This window comes from Klebsiella sp. JB_Kp031, assembly GCF_040064295.1.
GTDB lineage: Bacteria > Pseudomonadota > Gammaproteobacteria > Enterobacterales > Enterobacteriaceae > Klebsiella > Klebsiella quasipneumoniae.
The window spans coordinates 261,703-285,609 of record NZ_JBEAJW010000041.1 but is presented as its reverse complement, the minus strand read 5'-3'; the positions used below and the strand labels follow the sequence as shown (position 1 = coordinate 285,609).

21 protein-coding genes and 2 pseudogenes are annotated in these 23,907 nt (G+C 58.8%); 11 read left to right on the top strand and 12 right to left on the bottom strand.

Annotated features, from left to right (window positions below; genetic code table 11):
• Position 1 precedes the first annotated feature (1 nt).
• From lgt to rppH, 3 genes are all read right to left on the bottom strand, one after another.
• Positions 2-877 (bottom strand): prolipoprotein diacylglyceryl transferase, encoded by an 876-nt coding sequence (gene lgt / locus ABLV64_RS22780; RefSeq protein WP_004205445.1) that lies wholly within the window; start codon positions 875-877, stop codon positions 2-4.
• Positions 878-1,120: 243 nt separating this feature from the next.
• Complete coding sequence (ptsP, locus tag ABLV64_RS22775; protein ID WP_004205444.1) at positions 1,121-3,367, bottom strand: phosphoenolpyruvate--protein phosphotransferase; 2,247 nt, start codon at positions 3,365-3,367, stop codon at positions 1,121-1,123.
• A 12-nt stretch (positions 3,368-3,379) separates the two neighbouring features.
• Entirely contained in the window at positions 3,380-3,910 is a 531-nt protein-coding gene (gene rppH, locus ABLV64_RS22770) for an RNA pyrophosphohydrolase (protein ID WP_004205443.1), read from the bottom strand.
• Between the two features lie 453 nt (positions 3,911-4,363).
• On the opposite strand from rppH, the pseudogene ABLV64_RS22765 reads away from it, so the two are divergent.
• From ABLV64_RS22765 to ABLV64_RS22745, 5 genes and pseudogenes are all read left to right on the top strand, one after another.
• Positions 4,364-4,504, top strand: a pseudogene (locus ABLV64_RS22765) (hypothetical protein); the annotation flags it as partial.
• A gap of 88 nt (positions 4,505-4,592) precedes the next feature.
• Positions 4,593-5,288, top strand: coding sequence for a DNA mismatch repair endonuclease MutH (gene mutH, locus ABLV64_RS22760; RefSeq protein ID WP_023319078.1), 696 nt, complete (start codon positions 4,593-4,595; stop codon positions 5,286-5,288).
• A 63-nt stretch (positions 5,289-5,351) separates the two neighbouring features.
• On the top strand, positions 5,352-6,065 hold the full coding sequence (locus ABLV64_RS22755) for a TerC family protein (protein ID WP_004205441.1): 714 nt from the start codon (positions 5,352-5,354) through the stop codon (positions 6,063-6,065).
• A gap of 123 nt (positions 6,066-6,188) precedes the next feature.
• The gene (locus ABLV64_RS22750; protein WP_002915974.1) at positions 6,189-6,407 is read left to right on the top strand and encodes a YgdI/YgdR family lipoprotein; all 219 of its coding nucleotides are present in this window, start codon (positions 6,189-6,191) and stop codon (positions 6,405-6,407) included.
• A gap of 221 nt (positions 6,408-6,628) precedes the next feature.
• Positions 6,629-7,669 (top strand): NADP(H)-dependent aldo-keto reductase, encoded by a 1,041-nt coding sequence (locus tag ABLV64_RS22745; protein WP_004205439.1) that lies wholly within the window; start codon positions 6,629-6,631, stop codon positions 7,667-7,669.
• A 198-nt stretch (positions 7,670-7,867) separates the two neighbouring features.
• Here ABLV64_RS22745 and lplT read toward each other — a convergent pair whose 3' ends face one another.
• The 3 genes and pseudogenes from lplT to ABLV64_RS22730 all read right to left on the bottom strand — a co-directional run bounded on the left by lplT (position 7,868) and on the right by ABLV64_RS22730 (position 11,739).
• Positions 7,868-9,061, bottom strand: a complete 1,194-nt coding sequence (gene lplT / locus ABLV64_RS22740; RefSeq protein ID WP_023319080.1) for a lysophospholipid transporter LplT — start codon at positions 9,059-9,061, stop codon at positions 7,868-7,870.
• Positions 9,054-11,213 (bottom strand): bifunctional acyl-ACP--phospholipid O-acyltransferase/long-chain-fatty-acid--ACP ligase, encoded by a 2,160-nt coding sequence (gene aas, locus ABLV64_RS22735; protein WP_004205437.1) that lies wholly within the window; start codon positions 11,211-11,213, stop codon positions 9,054-9,056. Before aas ends, lplT begins: the two co-directional genes overlap by 8 nt.
• 261 nt (positions 11,214-11,474) lie before the next feature.
• A pseudogene (locus tag ABLV64_RS22730) lies at positions 11,475-11,739 on the bottom strand (hypothetical protein).
• A 93-nt stretch (positions 11,740-11,832) separates the two neighbouring features.
• On the opposite strand from ABLV64_RS22730, the gene galR reads away from it, so the two are divergent.
• Positions 11,833-12,849, top strand: a complete 1,017-nt coding sequence (galR, locus tag ABLV64_RS22725) for an HTH-type transcriptional regulator GalR (RefSeq protein WP_002915981.1) — start codon at positions 11,833-11,835, stop codon at positions 12,847-12,849.
• Here the strand turns inward: galR and ABLV64_RS22720 are convergent.
• The 4 genes from ABLV64_RS22720 to ABLV64_RS22705 form a co-directional block, all read right to left on the bottom strand.
• A complete protein-coding gene (locus tag ABLV64_RS22720; RefSeq protein ID WP_032456577.1) occupies positions 12,810-13,289 on the bottom strand; it encodes a GNAT family N-acetyltransferase in 480 nt (159 codons plus the stop codon). The two genes, galR and ABLV64_RS22720, sit on opposite strands and share 40 nt — an antisense overlap.
• Positions 13,286-14,059 carry a GntR family transcriptional regulator gene (locus ABLV64_RS22715; RefSeq protein ID WP_348843149.1) on the bottom strand — a complete coding sequence of 258 codons (774 nt, stop codon included), beginning with the start codon at positions 14,057-14,059 and terminating at the stop codon, positions 13,286-13,288. The genes ABLV64_RS22720 and ABLV64_RS22715 overlap by 4 nt, the downstream gene beginning before the upstream one ends.
• Before the next feature lie 67 nt (positions 14,060-14,126).
• Positions 14,127-15,554 carry a glycoside hydrolase family 1 protein gene (locus ABLV64_RS22710; protein WP_049004102.1) on the bottom strand — a complete coding sequence of 476 codons (1,428 nt, stop codon included), beginning with the start codon at positions 15,552-15,554 and terminating at the stop codon, positions 14,127-14,129.
• Positions 15,555-15,561: 7 nt separating this feature from the next.
• On the bottom strand, positions 15,562-16,899 hold the full coding sequence (locus ABLV64_RS22705; RefSeq protein ID WP_004205429.1) for a PTS transporter subunit EIIC: 1,338 nt from the start codon (positions 16,897-16,899) through the stop codon (positions 15,562-15,564).
• 299 nt (positions 16,900-17,198) lie between these two features.
• Here ABLV64_RS22705 and ABLV64_RS22700 point away from each other — a divergent pair, with 299 nt between their 5' ends.
• Complete coding sequence (locus ABLV64_RS22700; RefSeq protein WP_162921982.1) at positions 17,199-18,200, top strand: LacI family DNA-binding transcriptional regulator; 1,002 nt, start codon at positions 17,199-17,201, stop codon at positions 18,198-18,200.
• Here the strand turns inward: ABLV64_RS22700 and lysA are convergent.
• Positions 18,193-19,455 (bottom strand): diaminopimelate decarboxylase, encoded by a 1,263-nt coding sequence (gene lysA, locus ABLV64_RS22695; protein ID WP_004205426.1) that lies wholly within the window; start codon positions 19,453-19,455, stop codon positions 18,193-18,195. The two genes, ABLV64_RS22700 and lysA, sit on opposite strands and share 8 nt — an antisense overlap.
• Before the next feature lie 136 nt (positions 19,456-19,591).
• On the opposite strand from lysA, the gene ABLV64_RS22690 reads away from it, so the two are divergent.
• Positions 19,592-20,518, top strand: coding sequence for a LysR family transcriptional regulator (locus tag ABLV64_RS22690; RefSeq protein WP_004205422.1), 927 nt, complete (start codon positions 19,592-19,594; stop codon positions 20,516-20,518).
• Here the strand turns inward: ABLV64_RS22690 and ABLV64_RS22685 are convergent.
• Entirely contained in the window at positions 20,484-21,197 is a 714-nt protein-coding gene (locus ABLV64_RS22685) for an aspartate/glutamate racemase (RefSeq protein WP_004205421.1), read from the bottom strand. The two genes, ABLV64_RS22690 and ABLV64_RS22685, sit on opposite strands and share 35 nt — an antisense overlap.
• A 139-nt stretch (positions 21,198-21,336) precedes the next feature.
• Between ABLV64_RS22685 and ABLV64_RS22680 the strand changes: the two genes are divergently transcribed.
• From ABLV64_RS22680 to ABLV64_RS22670, 3 genes are all read left to right on the top strand, one after another.
• Positions 21,337-21,663: a cupin domain-containing protein gene (locus ABLV64_RS22680; RefSeq protein ID WP_057213040.1), complete on the top strand. Its 327-nt coding sequence runs from the start codon at positions 21,337-21,339 to the stop codon at positions 21,661-21,663.
• Positions 21,664-22,116: 453 nt separating this feature from the next.
• Positions 22,117-23,007: a sugar ABC transporter permease gene (locus ABLV64_RS22675; protein ID WP_002915995.1), complete on the top strand. Its 891-nt coding sequence runs from the start codon at positions 22,117-22,119 to the stop codon at positions 23,005-23,007.
• A complete protein-coding gene (locus ABLV64_RS22670; protein WP_004205418.1) occupies positions 23,000-23,902 on the top strand; it encodes a carbohydrate ABC transporter permease in 903 nt (300 codons plus the stop codon). Before ABLV64_RS22675 ends, ABLV64_RS22670 begins: the two co-directional genes overlap by 8 nt.
• Positions 23,903-23,907 lie beyond the last annotated feature (5 nt).

The following is a 23,907-nucleotide window of genomic DNA, read 5'->3' as shown; positions in this document are numbered from 1 at the left end:
CTCAAGAATTCAGTTGCTGCGGACGGTGGCGGTAAGCCCAAACCATCATGATGATACCCGCAAGCACCATCGGGATCGAAAGAATCTGCCCCATGCTGATGTACTGCACCCAGCCGCCGGTGAACTGGGCGTCGGGCTGGCGGAAGAATTCCACGATAATGCGGAACAGGCCGTAGCCAATCAGGAACAGGCCGGAAACGGAACCGGTCGGGCGCGGTTTACGGATAAACAGGTTCAGGATCAGGAACAGCACCACGCCCTCCAGCGCCAGCTCGTACAGCTGCGACGCGTGGCGCGGCAGCGCGCCGTAGGTATCAAACAGCGATTGCCATTCCGGATGGGTCGGCAGCAGCGCCAGGTCTTCGGCACGGGAGCCCGGGAAAATCATCGTGTAGTGGAAGCTCGGGTCCACTCGGCCCCACAGCTCGCCGTTGATAAAGTTGCCCAGACGCCCGGCGCCAAGGCCAAACGGGATCAGCGGCGCGATAAAATCGGAGACCTGGAAGAAGGTGCGTTTGGTGCGTCTGGCGAAGATAATCATCACCAGGATCACGCCGATCAGGCCGCCGTGGAACGACATGCCGCCGTCCCAGACGCGGAACAGATACAACGGATCGGCAAGAAATACCGGCAGGTTGTAGAACAGCACGTAACCGATACGGCCGCCCAGAAAGACGCCGAGGAAGCCCGCGTAAAGCAGGTTTTCCACTTCATTTTTCGTCCAGCCGCTGCCCGGACGATTCGCCCGACGGGTGGCCAGCCACATCGCAAAGACAAAGCCCACCAGGTACATCAAACCGTACCAGTGGAGGGAGACCGGGCCTAGAGAAAAAATGACCGGATCGAACTCCGGAAAATGCAGGTAGCCACTATTCATCTGTCACCATAAAGACTTGTTATTCCGCCGAAAGTGGACAGCGGTGATGATCCATGCCCGATTAAAACGGGCACGCCGAAGGAGGCGAATCATAGCATAAGCCAGGAGTGCGATCCGCGCCGGCGTGTAAAAGATATGTATACGGATGCTAACAGAAGCCGTTTCACCGGCTGTGCTGTATTTTGCCGGATGGTGTGAACAGAGGATTCCCGGGTTACGGCTTACGCCTCACCCGGGCTATCGCTACCGCCCGCCGCGGATCAGGCCGCCGAGACCGCGACGCTCCATAAAGGCCGCCACCTGATGGCGCACCTCGGCGGTCATCTGGGCTTCGAGGCTGCGACGAGACAGCTCCTGCGCCTCTTCGATATCGATGCGGCGCAGCAGATATTTCACCCTCGCCACCGAGCGGCCGTTCATCGACAGGTGGCGATAACCGAGACCGACAAGGATCGTCACGCACATCGGGTCGCCTGCCATCTCGCCGCACAGTCGCAGATCGATGCCAAAGCGCTCCGCGTCATGAGCGATCATCGCCAGCGCCCGCAATACCGCAGGATGCAGGCTGTCATACATGCTGGCGACCCGGGTATTGTTACGGTCGACGGCCAGCAGGTACTGGGTCAGGTCGTTCGTTCCTACCGAGATAAAATCGATCCGGCTGGCCAGCTGCGGCAGCATAAAGACCATCGACGGCACCTCCAGCATCACCCCCAGACGCGGACGCGGGATGGCGTAGCCGATCATCTCTTCAACTTCCCGACTGGCGCGGTCGATCAGCCGGCGGGCCTCATCGACCTCTTCCAGACTGGTCACCATCGGCAGCAAAATGCTGAGGTTGCCGGTGGCGGCGTTGGCGCGCAGCATCGCCCGCACCTGGATCAAAAAGATCTCCGGCTGATCGAGGGTGATGCGGATCCCGCGCCAGCCGAGGCATGGGTTCTCTTCACTGATCGGCATGTACGGCAGCTGTTTATCCGCGCCGATGTCCAGGGTACGCAGGGTCACCGGTTTGCTGTTAAACATCTGCAGCATGCCCTGATACTGAGCGACCTGCTCCTCTTCAGAGGGGAAGCCGCTCTGCAGCATAAAGGGAATTTCGGTACGGTACAGACCAATGCCGTCCACAAAACTGCCGAGCTTCTCTTCGTGCTCCGGGCTTAAGCCGGCGTTGAGCATGACTTTTACCCGCTCGCCGCTTTTCAACTCCGACGCACGCTGGAGATCGTCCTCCGCCAGGCGGCTGAGCTCGTTCTCTTCACTGATAAGGCGCTGATATTCCTGTAACAGAACAGGTTCAGGATCCACCAGCAGCTCACCGCGATAGCCATCGACAATCAGCGTATGGCCATGCAACAGCGAGGGCTGAATATCGGCGCCCATCACCGTTGGGATGCCAAGGGCCCGCACCATAATGGCGGCATGGGAGTTGGCGGCGCCATCACGCACTACCACGCCGGCCAGGCGATCCTGCGGCACTTCCGCGAGGGTGGTGGCCGACAGCTCGTCCGCCACGAGGATAATGCGCGCCGGCCAGGTGTTGGGGCCCTGAATACTGTCGTCGAGATGGAACAGCAGACGCTGACCCAGCGTGCGCAGGTCGCCGGCCCGCTCTTTCAGATAGCCGTCGCTCAGCGCGGCAAACTGTTCGGCGAACTTCTCAATGATCTTTTTGACCGCCCACTCGGCGACGGCGCCTTTGTCGACTTCGGCAAAGAGCTCGCGACGCAGGCGGGCGTCGGAGAGCAGGTGCGAGTAGAGATCGAAGATCGCCGCCGTCTCTTTTTGCGCGCCGGCGGCGTAGCGTTTGCTGTAGCGACGAAACTCGTTGGCCGCTTCTTCCAGCGCGCCGGTCAGGCGTTCACGTTCCGAGGCGGTATCCAGCGTCGAGGCTTCATACACCTGTTCCATCAGCGGCAGGCTGACGTCCATCCAGCCCTCGGCGATCGCAACCCCGGAAGAGGCCGGCAGCGCGCGAATGCGCGTCTGACGATACTGGCCAAACAGGGCGTTCAGCTGGGACTGGGAGAGGATCGCCGCCATCTGGGTGGCGAGGGTGACGAGGAAAGACTCTTCGCTTTCATCAAACTGGCGCAGCTCACGCTGCTGGACCACCAGCACGCCCAACAGCTGGCGGCGCTGGATGATCGGCACGCCAAGGAAGGCGCGGAAGCGGTCCTCTTTGACGGCGGGGATATACTTGAAGCTGGGGTGTTTTTGCGCATCGGCGAGGTTGATGGGCTCCGCCAGGCGGCCAACCAGCCCCACCAGGCCTTCATCGAACGCCAGCGCAACGGTGCGCCCGCGAGGTTTTTTTAACCCGCGGGTGGCCATCAGGTAATAGCAGCGTCGGTCATTGTCAGCCAGGTAAACCGAGCAGACTTCCGTCTCCATCGCCTGGCAGACATCTGTCACCAGAATATCCAGCGCCTCGTTTAAACGCGGCGCACTCGCGACCTTCTCGACTATTTCTCGCAACCGAGTGAGCATAATGTGCGTGGCTTAACCTCTTTTACGTCGATAAGCAGGCGCGCTTTGCGGCTTAGGGGCGCTCTCCGCCAGCGACATGGTTACGCTGGCGAACTCTTTCATCACCCGGCGGTAGACGTCGCGTTTGAACGACACCACCTGACGAACCGGGTACCAGTAACTCACCCAGCGCCAGCCATCAAATTCAGGCGTGCTGCTGGTTTGCATATTGATGTCCGCGTCGTTACCGATCAACTGCAAAAGAAACCACTTTTGTTTCTGGCCGATACAAACCGGCTTTGTGTCCCAACGCACCAAACGTTTAGGCAACTTGTAACGCAGCCAGTTACGGGTTGAGGCCAGGATCCGCACATCTTTACGGCTTAACCCGACCTCTTCAAACAATTCCCGATACATCGCCTGCTCTGCGGATTCTCCTGGATTTATGCCCCCTTGCGGGAACTGCCACGAGTGCTGACCATAGCGTCGGGCCCACATGACCTGGCCCTGACGATTACAGATTACAATACCGACATTTGGGCGGTAGCCATCGTCATCAATCACCGGACTACCTCAAGATAAGCTTCAATGTGAATGATTGTTTCACACTCGTCGGAAACGGTAAACCACTCTGTTCGCACACTGAGAACGGATAACATTTGAATAACTCACAGTAATTGCCAGAGTTATAAACAGCGAAAGCGCCTGACGGCCGATTTTATTCACTTTTTCTGTGGATAGAGTTGTGAAGAAGTACGGAATTAACCCGGGAAAACCCGGAGTAATCTGAACATCGCACCGCTAACACCTTATAATAATGATAGCATATTCATCAAGTTAGAATATATTCCTTTCACTTATTACAGCATAACGTGACGATCATCACACATGCGATCCGCCGACTGATGAAAGATCGAACAATGTCGATTTTATCCACAGATTAAGCGCAGGTCGCGGGCAGATTTTCTCTAAAAATTCGATTTTCGTCGCACGTCAAGGCTGTAAATCGAACCAGTAGTGGGGCTTTTCCCCAGTTATCCCACTTTTCTGTGGATAACATGGTGTAAGATCCTGTTTATTGTCAGTGACCAGTTCTGGAAAACCTGTTTTCATGGTTTTCACCCGCAGCGCAATGACCTTAAAAAGGCATATAAATCATGGGATTGGTATAGTTACTCAGAAAACGGTAAACTCTATCCACAACGCGCAAAATTAGCGCTCATTTTTTAGCCAAAGGTGTCGCCCTATGCCCGCTATCGCTCCTCTCTCCTCTCCGCCGCAAAGTCAGGAACAGCTGTTGGCCCAGGCCCGACAGCTGGCCGGCTATACGCTGGGCGAGCTGGCGGCGCTGGCCGGGATCCCCATTCCCCGCGATCTGAAGCGTGATAAAGGCTGGACGGGCATCCTGCTGGAGCTGTGGCTGGGGGCCAGCGCGGGCAGTAAACCCGAACAGGATTTCGCCGCGCTGGGGGTGGAGCTCAAAACGATCCCTATCGACAGCCGGGGTCGTCCGCTGGAGACCACCTTTGTCTGCGTCGCTCCGTTAACCGGCAATAGCGGCGTCACCTGGGAGAGCAGCCATGTGCGGCATAAGCTGCAGCGCGTCCTGTGGATCCCGGTGGAAGGAGAGCGCACCATTCCTCTGGCGGCGCGGCGCGTCGGCGCACCGCTGCTGTGGAGTCCGAACGAAGAAGAGGAGCGCCAGCTGCGCATGGACTGGGAAGAGCTGATGGATCTTATTGTCCTCGGTGAGGTGGAGCGCATTACCGCCCGCCACGGCGAGGTGCTGCAGTTAAGACCGAAAGCGGCCAACAGCAAGGCGTTGACCGAAGCCATCGGCGCCCGCGGGGAGACGATCCTCACCCTGCCGCGCGGTTTCTACCTGAAAAAGAATTTCACCGCCGCCCTGCTCGCCCGCCATTTCTTGTTACAACACGATTAATTTTTTGTTCTGCGTTGGGGCGTGCATATAATTGCTGCTTTCTATTTTGCAGGACTTTGAACAATGTTATTTGCATGGATAACCGATCCTAACGCCTGGCTGGCGCTGGGCACCTTGACGCTGCTGGAGATCGTGCTCGGGATCGATAATATTATTTTTCTCTCTCTGGTCGTGGCCAAGCTCCCCACCGCCCAGCGCGCTCACGCGCGACGGATCGGTTTAATGGGGGCGATGGTCATGCGCCTGGCGCTGCTGGCCTCTATCGCCTGGGTCGTTAAGCTGACCAACCCGCTCTTCACCGTCCTCGGTCAGGAGATTTCGTTTCGCGATCTGATCTTGCTGTTAGGCGGACTGTTCCTTATCTGGAAAGCCAGTAAAGAGATCCATGAGTCTATCGAAGGTGAAGAGGAGGGGCTGAAAACTAACGTTCACTCCTTCCTCGGCGCCATCGTGCAGATCATGCTGCTGGACATCATCTTTAGCCTCGACTCGGTGATCACCGCCGTCGGTCTGTCGGACCATCTGTTTATTATGATGGCGGCGGTCGTGATTGCGGTGGGGGTAATGATGTTCGCCGCACGACCTATCGGCGATTTCGTTGACCGTCATCCGTCGGTGAAAATGCTGGCGCTGTCGTTCCTGATCCTCGTTGGCTTTACCCTAATGCTGGAAAGTTTCGACGTCCATGTGCCGAAGGGATACATCTACTTCGCCATGTTCTTCTCTATTGCGGTGGAGAGCCTTAACCTGCTGCGCAATAAGAAAAACCCGCTGTAAACCACAAAATTGCAGCCTGGCCACAGGCTGCAACCCTTTTTCAGACTTTACTGCTTTTTATGTCTCACAAATCAGGCTATTAATAGATGGGTATGGGGTGCAGCTACTCAAGAGGTGATGACGATGAAAAAATGGGCAGTATTGATTTCCGCCGTAGGACTGGCGTTCTCGGTTTCCGGTTGCAGCAGCGATTACGTCATGGCGACCAAAGATGGGCGCATGATCCTGACCGACGGTAAACCTACCGTGGATGACGATACCGGTCTTATCAGCTACGAAGATCAGCAGGGTAATAAAATGCAGATCAATCGTGACGACGTTTCACAAATCATTAAGCGTTAATTTTTCCCCGTCGGCCCCAGCCTCTGTTGACGCTGCGCTTACCGACAACCAGTCTTCTGAGAAGAGTCGGGACACACCAGGACACCGCGGGTTTCACCCACCGCTCCTCCTCGTCACCCGGCTTTTTTGATTTTTTTACTTCCTCTTTTTCTCACCCTCTGCCATGTTGATACTCCTTTGTCGGGGAATGCCTGACCTTATAAATAAAAAGGAAGCTGGCTATGCAGTATCACCGTATCCCACACAGTTCACTTGAAATCAGCACCCTCGGGCTGGGAACCATGACCTTTGGCGAGCAGAACAGCGAAGCCGATGCCCATCAGCAGCTCGACTATGCGGTCGCCAACGGCATCAATCTGATCGATGTCGCCGAAATGTACCCTGTCCCGCCGCGCCCGGAGACCCAAGGGCTGACCGAAACCTACGTCGGCAACTGGCTGGCGAAACGCGGCAATCGCGAAAAGCTGGTGCTCGCCTCGAAGGTCAGCGGGCCCGCGCGCAATAACGACAGCAGTATTCGACCAAACCACGTCCTGGACCGGAAAAATATCCGCGAGGCGCTGCACGCCAGCCTGAAGCGTCTGCAGACCGATTATCTCGACCTGTACCAGGTACACTGGCCGCAGCGCCCCACCAACTGCTTTGGCAAACTGGGCTACACCTGGGCCGACGCCGCCCCTGCGGTGACGCTGCTGGATACCCTCGAAGCGCTGACCGAGTTCCAGCGCGCCGGCAAGATCCGCTACATCGGCGTATCGAATGAAACCGCCTTCGGCGTGATGCGTTATCTGCACCTGGCGGATAAGCACGACCTGCCGCGGATCGTGACCATTCAGAACCCCTACAGCCTGCTGAACCGCAGCTTTGAAGTCGGCCTCGCGGAAGTGAGCCAGTTCGAAGGCGTGGAGCTGCTGGCCTACTCCTGCCTGGCTTTCGGCACCCTGACCGGGAAGTACCTCAACGGCGCGAAGCCGGCGGGGGCGCGCAATACGCTGTTCAGCCGCTTTACGCGCTACAGCGGCGAGCAGTCGCAGAAAGCGGTGGCGGCCTATGTGGATATCGCCCGACGTCACGGCCTCGATCCGGCGCAAATGGCGCTGGCCTTTGTGCGTCGGCAGCCGTTTGTCGCCAGCACCCTGCTGGGGGCGACGACCATGGCGCAGCTGCAGGCCAACGTGGAAAGTTTGCAGCTTGAGCTGAGCGAAGAGGTATTAGCGGAGATTGAAGCGGTGCATCAGGTTTATACCTACCCGGCACCGTAGCACGACCTGTCGACGCCAGCTTCTGGCGTCGCGTTGTTGCCCGGTGGCGGCTACGCCTTACCGGGCCTACGCTACCCAGGGCGGGTAGCCGCCTCAGTAGCCGCGGTAGCCCGGATCAGGCGCAAGCCGCAACCCGGGGGCTTCTCTCTGCCGCGCGCCTGGCAGGGGCGACGATTTCAAGTCAACCGCGACGAGAAGTTATTTACGCCGCCCCCAGACCCACAGCGCGGCGATGGCCACAGCAAACACCGCGCCAAAGCCTATTCCCACAGCGACCGGCGGCACGCCCACACTTACCGCCAGAGAATAGAGCCCCAGCATCAGCAGCATCGCCACGTTTTCGCCCAGGTTCTGTACCGCAATGGCGTTACCCGCCCCGACCGAATGTTTCCCGCGCTCCTGCAGCAGCGCGTTCAACGGCACGATAAAGAAGCCGCCGAACACCCCGAGCAGCAGCAACAGACCGAACGCCGGCAGCAGCGACTGCTGCACGGCAAAGGCTATCACCGCGATACCGATCAAAATCCCGGCCGGCATACAGCGCGACACTGTCTCCAGGGTCACCAGCTTCGCCGCCGCCCCGGCTCCCAGTACAATCCCCACCGCCACCATCGCATTAAGATAGGTAGGCATGGCGTTGCTGGTAATGCCCAGCGCCACCGGCACCCAGATCACCAGCAGGAAGCGCAGGGTCACGCCAGCGCCCCAGAACAGGCTGGTGCCCATCAGCGAAAAGCGGGTTTCGCCGTTGCGCCACAGCGTGCGGCAGGCGCTGAAGAAGCTGTGCGTCATCGGCTTGAAACGCCATGACTGCCCCGGACGCGCCGCCGGCAGCCTGGGTATCCACAGGTTAGCCACCACCGCCCCACCGTAGACCAGCGCGCAGACGATCAGCGCCGCCAGCACGTGCCAGTCGGCGAGGATCCCGCCGGCCATGGAGCCCAGCAGGATCGCCGCGATGGTCGAGGACTCCATCAGTCCGTTAGCCTTCACTAACTTATCGCCGGTGGTCAGTTCGCCGAGAATGCCATACTTGGCCGGCGAATAGGCGGCGGCGCCAATCCCCACCAGCGTATAGCCGATAAACGGATTCACGCCGAAGCAGATACAGCCGGCGCCAAGCAGCTTCAGGCCGTTGGCCACCATCATTACCCGGCCTTTGGCAAAGCTGTCGGCGAACTGGCCGACAAAGGGGGCAAAAAGGATGTAAGCGCCCACAAACAACATCTGCAGGACCGGCTGGCTCCACTCCGGATAATAGAGCTGCTTCATCAGCGCCAGGGTGGCGAAGAGAAGCGCATTGTCGCCGAAGGCCGACAGGAACTGGGCGCAGATCACCGCCATCATCCCTTTCGAATACAGCGACGGGTTAGTATGCACTGACTCACTCATGGGTTGTTTCCGCCTCGTCGACCATATTTTTCAGGGTGACATAGTCTGGCTTGCCGCTGCCGAGCACCGGCAGCTGTTTCAGCCAGCGTATATCGCGCGGCACCGCCAGCTCCGGTACGCCGTGCTGGCGAGCGTAGCGCAGCAGGGCTTCGCGAGTCAGTTCATTATCGGTGGTAAACAGCACCAGCGCCTCGCCTTTGCTGGCGTCCTGTTTAATCGCCGTGGCGTGCATTTTGTCCGGCGACGCGCCGAGGGCCACCTGCTCCACCATCTCAAGAGAGATCATTTCGCCAGCGATTTTGGCGAAGCGCTTCGCACGGCCCTGGATGCGGACATAGCCCTGCTCATCGAAAGTCACGATATCGCCGGTGTCATACCAACCCGCTTCCTTTTCACCGTGCTGATTTTCCGCCGTCGGCGCTTCCAGCACCCCGGGATTTTCCACCCGCAGGTAGCCTTTCATAATGTTCGGCCCTTTCAGCTGCAGTCGTCCCCCCTGCTCAATGCCAGGCATCGCCAGCAGGCGGGCGTCCATCCCCGGTAGAATCCGCCCCACGGTGCCGACCTTCGCCGCCATCGGCACGTTGATCGAGACCACCGGGGCGCACTCGGTCACACCGTAGCCTTCGAGAATACGCAGGCCGAATTTATCCTGCCACAGCTGTTTGGTGCTCTCCTGCAGCTTCTCCGCCCCGGCGACCACGTAGCGGAGACGATAGAAATCATAGGGGTTAGCGAAGCGAGCATAGTTGGCGAGGAAGGTTGAGGTGCCGAACAGCACCGTGCAGTTGCGATCGTAGACCAGCTCCGGCACCACGCGATAGTGCAGCGGGCTGGGATAGAGAAACACCTCCGCGCCGGTAAGCAGCGGCGTCAGCAGGCCGACGGTGAGGCCAAAAGAGTGGAACAGCGGCAGCGCCGACATAAAGCGGTCGTTAGCGGTAAAGTCGGCGATGGTTTTGATCTGCTCGACGTTGGCCAGCAGGCTTTTATGGCTGTGCACCACCCCTTTCGGGTTGCCCTCCGAGCCGGAGGTGAAGAGGATCATCGCCGCGTCTTCCGGCTGCTGCTTAACCTGCGCCAGACGCGGCGCCAGCAGATGGCCGAAAATCCACAGTTTGTCTGCGGGGGTGATATCGCCTTTGAGATCTTCCAGGAACACCCAACGCACCTGGGTCAGCTGCTCCGGCAGGTGCCAGAGCTTGCCTTTATCGAGGAAGGTGCGCGAGGTAAAAATGGTCTTGAGTTCCGCGGCGGCGATGGCGCTGCTGAGTCCTTTCACCCCGGCGGTATAGTTCATCATCGCCGGAATGCGCCCGCGGGCGATCGCGCCGAAAATCACCGCCGCGCTGATGCCGGCGTTGGGCAGCATCAGGCCGATCTTCTCGCCCTGCTGGCTATATTTTTCCAAAATGCGGGCGACAAACAGGGTTTTGGTCAGCAGCTTGCGATAGGTATCCGGCTGGAAGTTGATATCCTCCACGCAGGGTTTGCGCGCGCCGAAGCGGTCTTGCGCCGCCAGCAGCGACTCATACAGGGTTTCCCGCGGGCGCACCGCCATCCGGGCCTCCATCATGATCTGATGCAGCATTTCCCCGGCGATTTTGCGCCGGTCGCGGGCGCGCGGCGCCTCGGGCATCGGCAGATGGGTAGGCGGCAGCAGGTGCAGCTGAATCCGCGGGAACAGGCGACGCTTTACCAGCCCCTTCAGCCGGCTGAAGGGCGTCAGTTCAGCGCCTTCAATGCGCAGCGGCACGATGGTCGCCTGCGATTTGGCGGCGACAAAGGCGGCGCCGTCATAAATTTTCATCAGCGAGCCGCTGACCGAGATTCGCCCTTCCGGGAAGATGACCACCGGCCGCCCCTGTTCGATCAGGCGCACCAGATGTTTGATCGACATCGGCTTGGTCGGGTCCAGCGGCACAAAATCGATAATCGGCGTCAGCGCGCGCATAAACCAGCGCTGGCTGATTGAGGTATAGACGGCAAAAACCGGTCGGACCGGCAAAAACAACGCCAGCAGAATGCCGTCGAGGAAAGAGACGTGGTTCGGGGTAATTAAGACTTTTTGCTGGTGCAAAGCCTGCGTGTCGCCGGTCAGTCTGACCCGGTATAACCCCTTGAACAGCAGTCTGAAAAATCCCAATAGCATAACAACTCCATGTGACCGGTAATGAGTCAAAGCAGGTTACACGAGAAGGCGTGGGAAAGCAGTGCGGCGGGGGGATTTTCAGAATAAAAAAACCTGCGCATCCGCGCAGGCTGGTGTAAGACGTCCAGTACGAAGAGCGTACCTGAGAAACTCACCTATCAATACCTCTGGGATCTCGATTGTCGCGTTTTTCGCCCGCTTCGGGCCAGCGGGAAAACGCAAGTGAGTGAGCCTAAGTGCAACCAGTTATTACGATTTTCGCTATCTGTAACAACGCCGGCGACGGGCAAAAAAAAACCTGCGCATCTGCGCAGGCTGGTGTAAGTAAAGTGGTCAACTTGACGTTGACTCCACCTATCAATACCTCTGGGAGAGCCAGAATATCAACCTGCTCGGCGGACAAACCAGCGAACATTCGCAACAGCGCATCGCAAAGTGTAAGCAAAGGTTTGTATTTCCCCGAGCCGGTTTCAATTACTGATAGCGTCAATGTAAACAGGTCACCGATAAGCCCGCTCTGAATCACATTTGCGCCATTCCTTCGCCGCCGCGCCTTGAATCTGCCGCTCTTTCCCGTAACATAGCAGTATGTAAACGCTTACCCTATAAAAGGCATGGTATGGCGACAATTAAGGATGTAGCCCGACTCGCAGGAGTCTCCGTCGCTACCGTCTCCCGCGTCATCAACAACTCTCCCAAAGCCAGCGAAGCCTCGCGTCAGTCCGTGGGCGCGGCGATGGAAACCCTCAACTATCACCCCAACGCGAACGCCCGGGCGCTGGCCCAGCAGTCCACGGAAACCGTCGGCCTGGTGGTGGGCGATGTCTCCGACCCCTTCTTCGGCGCGATGGTCAAAGCCGTCGAACAGGTAGCCTACCGCACCGGCAATTTTTTGCTGATTGGCAATGGCTACCACAACGTGCAAAAGGAGCGCCAGGCGATAGAGCAGCTGATCCGCCACCGCTGCGCGGCGCTGGTGGTGCACGCCAAAATGATCCCCGATGAGGAACTCGCCGGGCTGATGAAACAGATCCCCGGCATGGTGCTGATCAACCGCATCCTGCCCGGATATGAAACCCGCTGCGTGGCGCTGGACGATCGCTACGGCGCCTGGCTGGCGACCCGTCATCTGATCCAGCAGGGGCACACGCGTATCGGCTATCTGTGCTCAAACCACGATATCTCTGATGCGGAAGATCGCCTGCAGGGGTACTACGCGGCGCTGGAGGAGAGCGGCCTGCCGTGCAACGACCGGCTGGTCACGTTTGCCGAGCCGGATGAAAGCGGCGGCGAACAGGCGATGACCGAACTGCTTGGCCGCGGCCGCCACTTTAGCGCCGTCGCCTGCTATAACGACTCGATGGCCGCCGGCGCGATGGGGGTGCTCAACGACAACGGTATCGACGTCCCGCGGGAAATTTCGCTGATCGGCTTCGACGATGTCCTGATTTCGCGCTATGTCCGCCCGCGGCTGACCACTGTCCGTTACCCGATCGTCACAATGGCGACCCAGGCGGCCGAATTGGCCTTAGCCCTGGCGGAGCAGCGCCCGGCGCCGGAGATCACCCACCTGTTCAGCCCGACGCTGGTGCGCCGTCATTCGGTGGTGGCCCCGCAGGAAGGCGATAAGTCGTAGCGATAGAGATGCACGGCGGTGGCCGGGTAATCCAGCCCCTCGCCGATGTAGCGCCAGCCGAAGCGTTCATAAAAATCGCGGCAGGTGGAGTAGAGATAAAGCTCCTGATAGCCCGCGCAGCGGGCATAATCGATCACATGCCGCTGCAGCTGTCCGGCCAGCCCCTGACCGCGAGCGGCGGGCGCGACGTACAGCGCCGCCAGCCAGGGAAACAGATCCTGGCGGCTTATCAAATCGCAGCGCCAGAGGCCAATCGTTCCGAGCAGTTGCTCCCCTTCCACGGCAATAAAGGTCAGCGGTAGCGCCTCCGCCGTCTGGCTATGCTGCACAATGCTGGCGAAAAATTCCCGCGGCAGCGCCTCGCCGCCAAAGGCCTGCCACAGCCAGTCGGTCACCTGCCGGGCGAACTGCGGCGCGGCGTACAGCGGCAGGATCGTCATACCAGCTTCCCCTGAAAAATCGGCACCGAATCGAACAGATAGCCGTCAAAGTCCGGGGCGTCTTCATCGGACAGCTCCAGCAGACTGTTTTTGACGTTTTCCAGATGCTGCCACATCGCCTGCCAGGCGCCCATCACATCGCGACGCCGCAGCGCGGCGAGCAGCGTCTGCCGGTCGCCGAGCCACTTCAGCCGCCAGGCGCGGCTGGCAATATGCACATTGAACTGCTGCCACAGCGGGCTGCTGTCCATCTGCAGCCAGATCCGCTCCACCGTCGCCAACAGCATCTGGTTCTGCGTCGCCCCGGCCAGCACCAGATGGAACAGGCGGGCGTTATCCTGGGCGATGTCGTTGAGGGCGATAGCCCGCTGCTCCTGCTCGATAATCCGCTTCAGATTGTCGATATCGGCGCGGGTGGCCATTTTCGCGGCAAAGGCGGCGATATTGCTCTCCAGCAGCTGGCGCGCCTGGAGAATTTCAAACGGACCGACGTCGCTGCTGAGCAACTGCTCTTCTTCGCTGTCGTTTTCATGCGGGATACGCATGACGTACACCCCGGATCCCTGACGGATATCCACCGTCCCCTGCAGCTCCAGCATCAGCAGCGCTTCGCGCACAATGGTCCGGCTGACGCCATAGGTTTCGGCAATATGGCGTTCCGGCGGCAAACGCGACCCGACCGGGTAGCGCCCGTGCGCAATCTGGGCGCGCAGGTCATCACCAATCTCCTGATAGGGCTTCTTTTCCGGCGGAATTATCGCTTTTTCCACAAAATCACCTGTGCGTTACATGCCTGCGAGTCAAATACGCCGCTATCTTAGCAAAGATTGCTCCCGGCTAGCGGTATTCATCGTCGATATCCAGCACCAGCTCACGCCGTTCGCCGAGCTGACGAAACCAGTGCGCCGAAGCTTTGGGCCGCCGGGCGCGATGGTTTTGCAGATCGATTTCGATTAGCCCGTAGCGGTTTTTAAAGGCGTTCATCGGCGACACGTTGTCGGTAAACGCCCACAGCATATAGCCCTGGCAGTTGGCCCCTGCCTCGCGGGCGCGCAGGGTGTGCCAGAGATGTTCGCTGATAAAACGAATGCGGTAGCTGTCATCGATGACGCCTTCGCGGTTACGGAACTGGCCTTCGTTTTCCACCCCCATCCCGCTCTCGGCCACGAACCACGGGATGTTGCGATAGTCATTTTTGATCCGCATCGCCATATCAAAGATGATTTGCGGGTAGATTTCCCAGCCGCGGGAGGCGTTCATCCGCCGGCCGGGCAGCTCAAACGGCTCATAATACCAGGCTGGATGGAACGGGGTATGCGGATGCCAGGCCCGCGACGGGGCTTTGACCCGGTGCGGATAGTAAAGGTTAATCCCCAGCTCATCGACGGTGTGCTCGCGGATAATCGCCAGCTCCTCCGCGCTGGCCTCCCACGTCACCTGATGCTGCTCAAGCAGCGCGAGAAGCGCCGGCGGCCAGACCCCGTGCACCAGCGGGTCGAGAAACATACGGTTGTAGAACAGATCGTAGATCTCCGCCGCGCGCAGGTCATGCGGGGCGCGGGAGCGTGGGTAGGTCACCTCCGGATTGAGGATGCAGCCAACGGTCCCGGGATAGCCGAGTTCGCGAAATCGCTTCACCACGCAGGCGGTCGCCAGCACCTTATGGTAGTTCCACTGCATCCAGGTGCTGGTGTTCTGCTCATAGGGCCAGCGCAGGGCATCCAGATAGACCCGGGTCTGCACCACGATCGGCTCATTAAAGGTAAACCAGCGGGTTACCTTCAGGTGGTAGCGGGCAAAGACCTGCTCCGCGTAGCGCACAAACAGCTCAACCACTTTTTTCGACCCCCAGCCGCCATACTTTTCCAGCAGATAGCCCGGTAATTCGTAATGCTCAAGGCAGATCATCGGCGTAATGCCGTTGGCCAGTAGCGCATCGAACAGCTGGTCGTAATAGGCCGCATACTCCTCATCCACCGTGACGTTTTCATAGTCGATCAGAAAGCGCGACCAGTTGATCGAGGTGCGGTAGTGGGTCAGCCCGGCCAGCTTCATCAGCTGCACGTCTTCCTGAAAGCGGTTAATAAAATCGGTAGCCACCGCTGGGCCATAGCCGTTATGCCAGACGTGGCGGTCGTTTTTGTACCAGAGATCGGGCCAGGAGTCCTGCCCCGGTTTTTTCCCGCTCCAGCCCTCGGTCTGCCAGGCGGAAGCCGCCGCGCCAAGGATAAAATCATCGGGAATGGTCATCCGTACGGTAGTCATAGGCTCCTCAGACAGGGTTGGCGGTCTGTTGATTGTCGGCCTGACGCTGTGCGGCATCGGCACGGCGGGAGGCAATTTTGACGAAAGGCAGATAGATAAGCACCGCGACGACGATGCAGATAAGCTGGGTCACCACCGCTCCCATCGAGCCGGCGGTGGACAGCCAGGCGTTGATCAGCGGCGGCGTGGTCCAGGGCACCATCACCACCGCCTTGCCGGCGAAGCCGGTCAGGGTGGCGAAATAGCCGATGCTGCCGGTCACCAGCGGGGTGATGATAAACGGGATGGCGAGGATCGGGTTGAGCATGATCGGCATCCCGAAGATCACCGGCTCGTTAATATTGAACAGCCCCGGGCCTATCGACAGCTTGGCGATCTCTTTCATCTCTTTGCGCCTGGTGGCGATCATCACCGCAATCAGCAGGCCGATGGTCAGCCCCGAGCCGCCGATGCTCATGTAAACATCCCAGAAGGGCATCGTGATGATGTTCGGTACCTCTTTCCCCTGCTCAAAGGCGCTCATATTGACGGTGATCGCCCCCAGCAGCAGCGGCTCGCGGATCGGCTTGATCATCTGGTTGCCGTGAATACCGATCACCCAGAACAGCTGGGCGACGAACATCAGCAGTAGGATCCCCGGCAGGCTCTGCACCACCCGCTCCAGCGGCTGCTGCACCACCTGGTAGACCGCATCGTAGAGATACATTCCCGTCAGCTGGTGGAAGAGAAAACCAAAGGTGGCGATCGCGGTGGTGGTGATGATCGCCGGGATCAGCGCGGAAAAAGAGGCAGAAACGTTCGGCGGCACGGTATCCGGCATCTTGATCTTCAGCCCCTTGCGCCCCTCCAGCCAGCAGTAAATCTCGACCGACAGAATGGCGATGAACATTCCGAGGAACAGACTACGGGTATCGGAGAACTGACGCAGCAGGACATCTTTCACCACGTGCATCTGGCCATCGACCATCATCTCCACCGTGGTCGGCGTGACGCAGATAAAGCAGATCACCGCCAGCAGGCCGGGAAACAGGCTTTTGATGCCGTTGATCCGCCCCAGCTCAATGCCGATCAGAAACACGGCGCCGATATTGAGGAAGTTGAGCGTGGCGTAGTTCAGCGCGCTGGTGATCGGCTTCAGCGCCGCGAGAAAGGAGAGTGAGGAAAAGCTGGCGAGCCCATTCTTCGGATCCAGCACCATATTGGAGATCAGCACCGAAAAGGCCCCGACGATGATCACCGGCATCAGGGTAATAAACGCCGATTTGATCGCCATAATGTAGCGATAGCTGTTGAATGTCGTCGCGAAACGCCCCAGCGCGTCGATCAGTTTGTCCTGTAATGCCATAAAAGAGTACCTCAGAGTAAAGGGCTTATTGCGGCCAGGTGGACAGCCAGAGACTTTTGGCATACCAAAACATAGTCGCCAGGCAAAAATTGTTCTGTGACAGCGCTCGCAACCCGCTTCGTGGTATCCCAAATATCGATAAAAACAACCATTGGCATACCAGATAGCGCCGGTTGGTCAGTTCCTGCTAAAAGCGTGATCGCGATGGTTTTTCCGCCCCGCCCCGTCGATATGTCCCTTTTCGGTCTGTGATAAACTGCGCCTTACCACGTGAAATCAGGAATCGATGAATGGCTACAATGCTGGATGTCTCAATTCGCGCAGGCGTCTCGAAAGCGACGGTTTCCCGCGTGTTGAACGGCACAGGTCAGGTGAAAGAGAGCACCCGCCAACAGGTCTTTAAAGCGATGGAAGAGCTGGGCTACCGGCCGAATTTCCTTGCCCGCTCGCTGGCCAATCAGACCAGCAACAGTATCGGGCTGGTTGTCTCCACCTTTGACGGCTTCTACTTTGGCCGTCTGCTGCAGCAGGCGTCACGCCAGACCGAAGCCTGGGGAAAACAGCTTATCGTCACCGACGGCCATGATACGCCGGAGCGCGAAGAGGAAGCGGTGCAGATGCTCGCCGACCGGCAGTGCGATGCGATCATCCTCTATACCCGGCATATGAGCGAGAAGGCGATCATGTCGCTGATTAACTCGATCGCCATGCCGCTGGTGGTGATTAACCGTGATGTGGCGCAGGCCCGCGAACGCTGCGTGTTTTTCGAACAGCAGGAAGCCGCCTTCCAGGCCGTGGAGTATCTGATTACCCAGGGCCACCGCGATATCGCCTGCATCACCGTCCCGATGCACACCCCCACCGGCCAGGCGCGCCTGCAGGGCTATCGCAACGCGCTGATAAAACATGGTATTGAATGGGATCCGAGCCGGGTGAAATACGGGGACTCGACGATGACCCGCGGCTACGAGCTGTGCCGGGAACTGCTGAACGAGAAAGCCCGCTTCAGCGCGCTGTTTTCCTGTAACGATGATATGGCGCTGGGGGCGTCAAAGGCGCTGCATCAGGCGGGGCTGCGTATTCCGCAGGATGTGTCGCTGTTTGGCTTCGACGATGCGCCAAGCGCGAAATGGCTGGAGCCGGGGCTGTCGACGGTCTATCTGCCCATCGACAACATGATCACCACGGCTATCGATCAGGCGATCAAGCTTGCTAATCAGCAGCCGATCGAAACGATCCCGCCGTTCACCGGCACGCTGGTGTTGCGCGAGTCGGTAACGACGGGACCTTTTTTTAAATAAGCTCTAAGGCCAGCAGCTCCTGGATGGTCTGGCGACGACGGATCAGCCGCGCCTTGCCGCCATCAAACAGCACCTCCGGCAGCAGCGGACGGCTGTTATAGTTGGATGACATCGAGGCCCCGTAGGCGCCCGTGTCATGGAGCACCAGATAATCCCCTGGGGCCACCGCCGGCAGCAGACGGGTCTCGACTTTACCCCCTTCCTGCTGGGTAAAGACGTCTCCGGATTCGCACAGCGGCCCGGCCACCACGGTCTCCACCTGCGGCGCGGCGCTGAGATCGCGGCCATCCGCCGCCAGAGCGGTGATATGGTGATAGCTGCCGTACATCGCCGGGCGCATCAGGTCGTTAAAGCCGGCGTCAATCAGCACGAAGTGGCGGCTGCCCATCTCTTTCACGCTGCGCACCTGCGACACCAGCACGCCGGACTCGGCCACCAGGAAGCGTCCGGGCTCAATCTCCAGTTTCACCGGGTGCCCCAGATGGGTGGCGATCTGCTCCCGGGCGCGGTTCCACAGGCCGTAATAGTGGGCGGTGTCGATGGCCTCTTCACCCTCACGGTAAGGAATAGACAGGCCGCCGCCGGCGGAGATGGCCTGCAGATCCTGGCCAAAGTCGACAACCTGGCGCACCATCGCGCCGCACACCTGCTCCAGGTGACCGTAGTCGACGCCAGAGCCGATATGCATATGGATCCCCACCAGCTGCAGCTGATAACGACGCATCACTTCCAGCGCCGCCGGCAGATGGCTGTACCAGATGCCATGCTTGCTGTTCTCACCGCCGGTATTGGTTTTCTGGCTGTGGCCGTGGCCAAAGCCCGGGTTGACGCGCAGCCAGACGCGATGGCCCGGCGACACCTCCCCCAGCTGGCTTAGCATGTCGATCGAACCGGCGTTCACCGGGATCTGTAACGCCTTGACGCGATCGAGGGTGGCGTCGTCGATCAGATCGGCGGTGAAGACAATATCCTCTGGATTCTGCTGCGGATCGTAGCCTGCCGCCAGCGCACGCTCGATCTCCCCCAGCGACACCGAGTCCACCTTCACCCCCTGCTCACGCATCAGACGCAGAATATGGATGTTAGAGCAGGCTTTTTGCGCAAAACGCACCACGTCAAACTGGCTGAGCTGGGCAATCTGGCGGCGAATAATCTGCGCATCATAGACCCAGACCGGGCAGCCAAATTCCGCCGGCAGGCGCAGCAGGTTGTCCGCGGTTAGATCGGTATCAGTGGCGTAAAGAGAATGTGGCATAAAAACTCCGGTGCAGTGCGTGTGTTGGTCGCTGTTTTTTCTGATTACGCCACAGTGCCTGACCAATAAAAAATATCGTTTTATCGCGACTCTATGCAAAAATGATATGGTTACAGCCGAGCCTCAGGGAGACCGCATGCCAGCCGTCAATTTGCGCCATATCGAAATCTTTCACGCGGTGATGACCACCGGCAACCTGACCGAAGCCGCGAGGATGCTGCACACCTCGCAACCCACCGTCAGCCGCGAGCTGGCGCGCTTTGAGAAGGTGCTCGGCCTTCAGCTGTTTGAGCGGACCCGCGGTCGCCTGCAGCCAACCGTGCAGGGCCTGCGCCTGTTTGAGGAGGTTCAGCGTTCCTGGTACGGCCTGGACCGCATCGTCAGCGCCGCCGAGAGCCTGCGCGAGTTTCGCCAGGGCGAGCTGTCGATCGCCTGCCTGCCGGTGTTTTCCCAGTCCTTTCTGCCGCTGCTGTTGCCGCCGTTTCTCGCCCGCTACCCGGAGGTCAGCCTGCAGATCGTCCCTCAGGAGTCGCCGCTGCTGGAGGAGTGGCTCTCCGCCCAGCGCCATGACCTTGGCCTGACGGAGACCCTGCATACCCCGGCGGGCACCGAACGCACGCCGCTGCTGACGCTGAATGAAGTCTGCGTGCTGCCTGCCGGCCATCCGCTGGCGGCGCAGACGACGCTGACCCCCGCCGATTTTCAGGGCGAAAACTACATCAGCCTGTCGCGCACCGACAGCTATCGCCAGCTGCTCGACGCCCTGTTCCTTGAGCATCAGGTTAAACGGCGGATGGTGGTCGAAACCCACAGTGCGGCCTCGATCTGCGCCATGGTGCGCGCCGGCGCCGGGATCTCGGTGGTTAACCCGCTGACCGCCCTGGACTATGCCGATAGCGGCGTGGTGGTGCGCCGCTTCAGCGTCGAGGTACCGTTTACCGTCAGCCTGATCCGCCCGCTCCATCGCCCGCGCTCGGCGCTGGTCGATGCCTTTGTGACGCACCTGCAGCAGAGTCTGCCGCAGATCCTCACGCCGCTGGCGTCGGTCCTGCAGAGAGCATAAAGTTGACCGCGTCTTCCGCATGGATCGCCGCGGTGTCAAAGACCGGCAGCGGGCTGAGCTCGGCAGGCACCAGCAGGCCTATCTCTGTACAGCCGAAAATAACCCCTTCCGCTCCCTGCTCCGCCAGGGCGGCGATCGTCTGCAGATAATAGTCCCGCGATGCCTCGCTGAAGGTGCCGAGACAGAGCTCGTCGAAGATGATCTGATTGATCCGCGCCCGATCGTCGGCCTCGGGGATCAGCGTCTCGATGGCAAACTGCTCCTGCAGACGACCGCGATAAAAGGTCTGCTCCATGGTATAGCGAGTGCCCAGCAGCGCGACCCGCCGCTGGCCTTTGGCGGCAATCGCCCGCCCGGTGGCGTCGGCGATATGCAGAAAGGGAACCTGGCAGCGGGCGGCGATGGCATCCGCTACCTTGTGCATGGTGTTGGTGCACAGGACAATGCCCTCGGCGCCCGCCTGCTGGAGCCCGACCGCGGCTTCGGCAAGGATCGCCCCGGCGCGATCCCAGTCGCCGGCGGACTGACAGGCTTCGATGTCGTGAAAATCGACGCTGTGCAGCACCAGGCTGGCGGAGTGCAGCCCGCCCAGTCGCGCCTTCACGCCTTCATTAATCAGGCGATAGTAAGGGATCGTTGACTCCCAGCTCATGCCACCTAACAGGCCAATGGTTTTCATCTTCTGCTCCTTATGTCGTTTCTGCCAGTGAAACAAACTTGTGATCAACTTTCCACTTCTCTGGCCGCGTATTTCTTTTTCATGAAGAGTGGGATAAGTTAAGTGAAACAACGTTTCATTTTAACAACAGGATCGCCCGATGTTTATTTTCCATAAAGACACCACCCTTGAAGACCTCGGCAATGGCGTAACCCGCCGCATTCTGGCGCACGACGGCAAAATGATGGCCGTAGAGGTGAATTTTGCCGCCGGCGCCGTCGGCCCGATGCATAACCATCCTCACGAACAGCTCACCTATGTGCTCTCCGGCGAGTTTGAGTTCACTATCGGCGAGGAGACGCGCGTCGTCAGCGCTGGCGATACGCTGTATAAGCAGCCGGGGATCATGCACGGCTGCGTCTGTTTGCAGCCCGGCACGCTGCTCGACACCTTTACACCGATCCGCGAAGATTTTCTCTCACGCTGATGAAAGACGGGGGCGATCGCCGCCCCCGATTCAGGTTTCACAGCATGCGCTAAAAAAGATGCCGCCCCAATCATTATCCTGGTAATAATATTTCCCGCTCAGTTCAGACTGATTTTTCCTTGTTTTCAGGCTCCCTCAGATCCTTAAAGTGCTTACCACCTCACCTTTTTGAAACATCGTTTCGACTTTGATCACATTTCCATCCAGATCTGCATGACGCGGAAATAAATCGCAATAAAATGAAATTAAAACGGTGTTTTATAAAAAACAGATCAGCATAAAAAAGAGCCTGACGGCCCCTCCACGCTGGGCCAGATAAAACTTAAGCCATTCATTAACAAGGATATGTTAACCAGAGGAAACGTTCAGACTTTTTTGCGTTGTTCGCGGCAAAAGGCCGACAGCGCCGCGTCACCCGATCCGTATTACAACTCGTAAGCCAGGTAGGTATGTATGAATGAAAACAAGCTGCTGGGATTGGCATGGATATCGCCCTATATCATCGGGCTGATTGTCTTTACTGCTTTTCCTTTTGTTTCATCTTTCTTTCTCAGTTTTACTGAGTACGACTTGATGAGTCCGCCGGTATTTAACGGCATTGAAAACTATCGCTATATGTTGACCGAGGATAGCCTGTTCTGGAAATCGATGGGGGTGACCTTTGCCTACGTCTTTTTAACCATCCCCTTAAAACTGGCTTTCGCCCTTGGCATTGCCTTTGTGCTCAATTTCAAACTTCGCGGCATCGGCTTTTTCCGCACCGCCTACTACATCCCGTCGATCCTCGGCAGCTCGGTGGCGATTGCCGTGCTGTGGCGCGCCCTGTTCGCCATTGACGGCCTGCTGAACAGCTTTCTCGCCGTCTTTGGCATCGATGCCATCAACTGGCTGGGGGAACCCTCGCTGGCTTTAATGTCGGTCACCCTGCTGCGCGTCTGGCAGTTTGGCTCCGCGATGGTCATCTTCCTCGCCGCGCTGCAGAACGTCCCGCAGTCGCAGTATGAGGCGGCGATGATCGACGGCGCCTCGAAGTGGCAGATGTTTATGAAGGTCACCGTGCCGCTGATCACCCCGGTGATTTTCTTCAACTTTATTATGCAGACTACCCAGGCGTTCCAGGAGTTTACCGGCCCGTACGTGATAACCGGCGGCGGCCCGACCTATTACACCTACCTGTTCTCGCTCTACATCTACGATACCGCCTTTAAGTACTTCGACATGGGCTATGGCGCCGCGCTGGCGTGGGTGCTGTTCCTCGTCGTGGCGGTCTTTGCGTCGATCGCCTTTAAGTCATCGAAATACTGGGTCTTCTACTCCGCCGATAAGGGAGGCAAAAATGGCTGATATTCAACAGATGGCGCCGGTGATGAGCGACGCCGATCGTGAGGTCGCCCGTACGCTGCGCCGGGAAAAGGTGAGCCGGGTGGTGCGCTACGTCGTGCTGATATTCGTCGGCCTGCTGATGCTCTACCCGCTGGCGTGGATGTTCTCCGCCTCGTTCAAGCCGAACCATGAGATCTTCACCACCCTTGGGCTGTGGCCGACCCACGCCACCTGGGACGGGTTTATCAACGGCTGGAAGACCGGCACCGAATACCATTTCGGCCACTATATGCTGAACACCTTTAAGTATGTGATCCCGAAGGTGGTGTTAACCATCATCTCCTCCACCATCGTGGCGTACGGCTTTGCGCGCTTTGAGATCCCGTGGAAGAAGTTCTGGTTCGCGACGCTCATCACCACCATGCTGCTGCCGAGCACCGTCCTGCTTATCCCGCAGTACCTGATGTTCCGTGAAATGGGAATGCTGAACAGCTATCTGCCGCTGTATCTGCCGCTGGCCTTCGCCACCCAGGGATTCTTTGTCTTTATGCTGATCCAGTTTCTGCGCGGCGTCCCGCGGGATATGGAAGAGGCGGCGCAGATCGACGGCTGCAACTCCATCCAGGTGCTGTGGTATGTGGTGGTGCCGATCCTCAAGCCGGCCATTATCTCGGTGGCGCTGTTCCAGTTCATGTGGTCGATGAACGACTTTATCGGTCCGCTGATCTACGTCTACAGCGTCGATAAGTATCCCATCGCGCTGGCGCTAAAAATGTCTATCGACGTCACGGAAGGCGCGCCGTGGAACGAAATTCTGGCAATGGCGAGCATCTCCATTCTGCCGTCCATCATTGTCTTCTTCCTGGCTCAACGCTACTTCGTGCAGGGCGTGACCAGCAGCGGAATCAAAGGTTAAGAGGG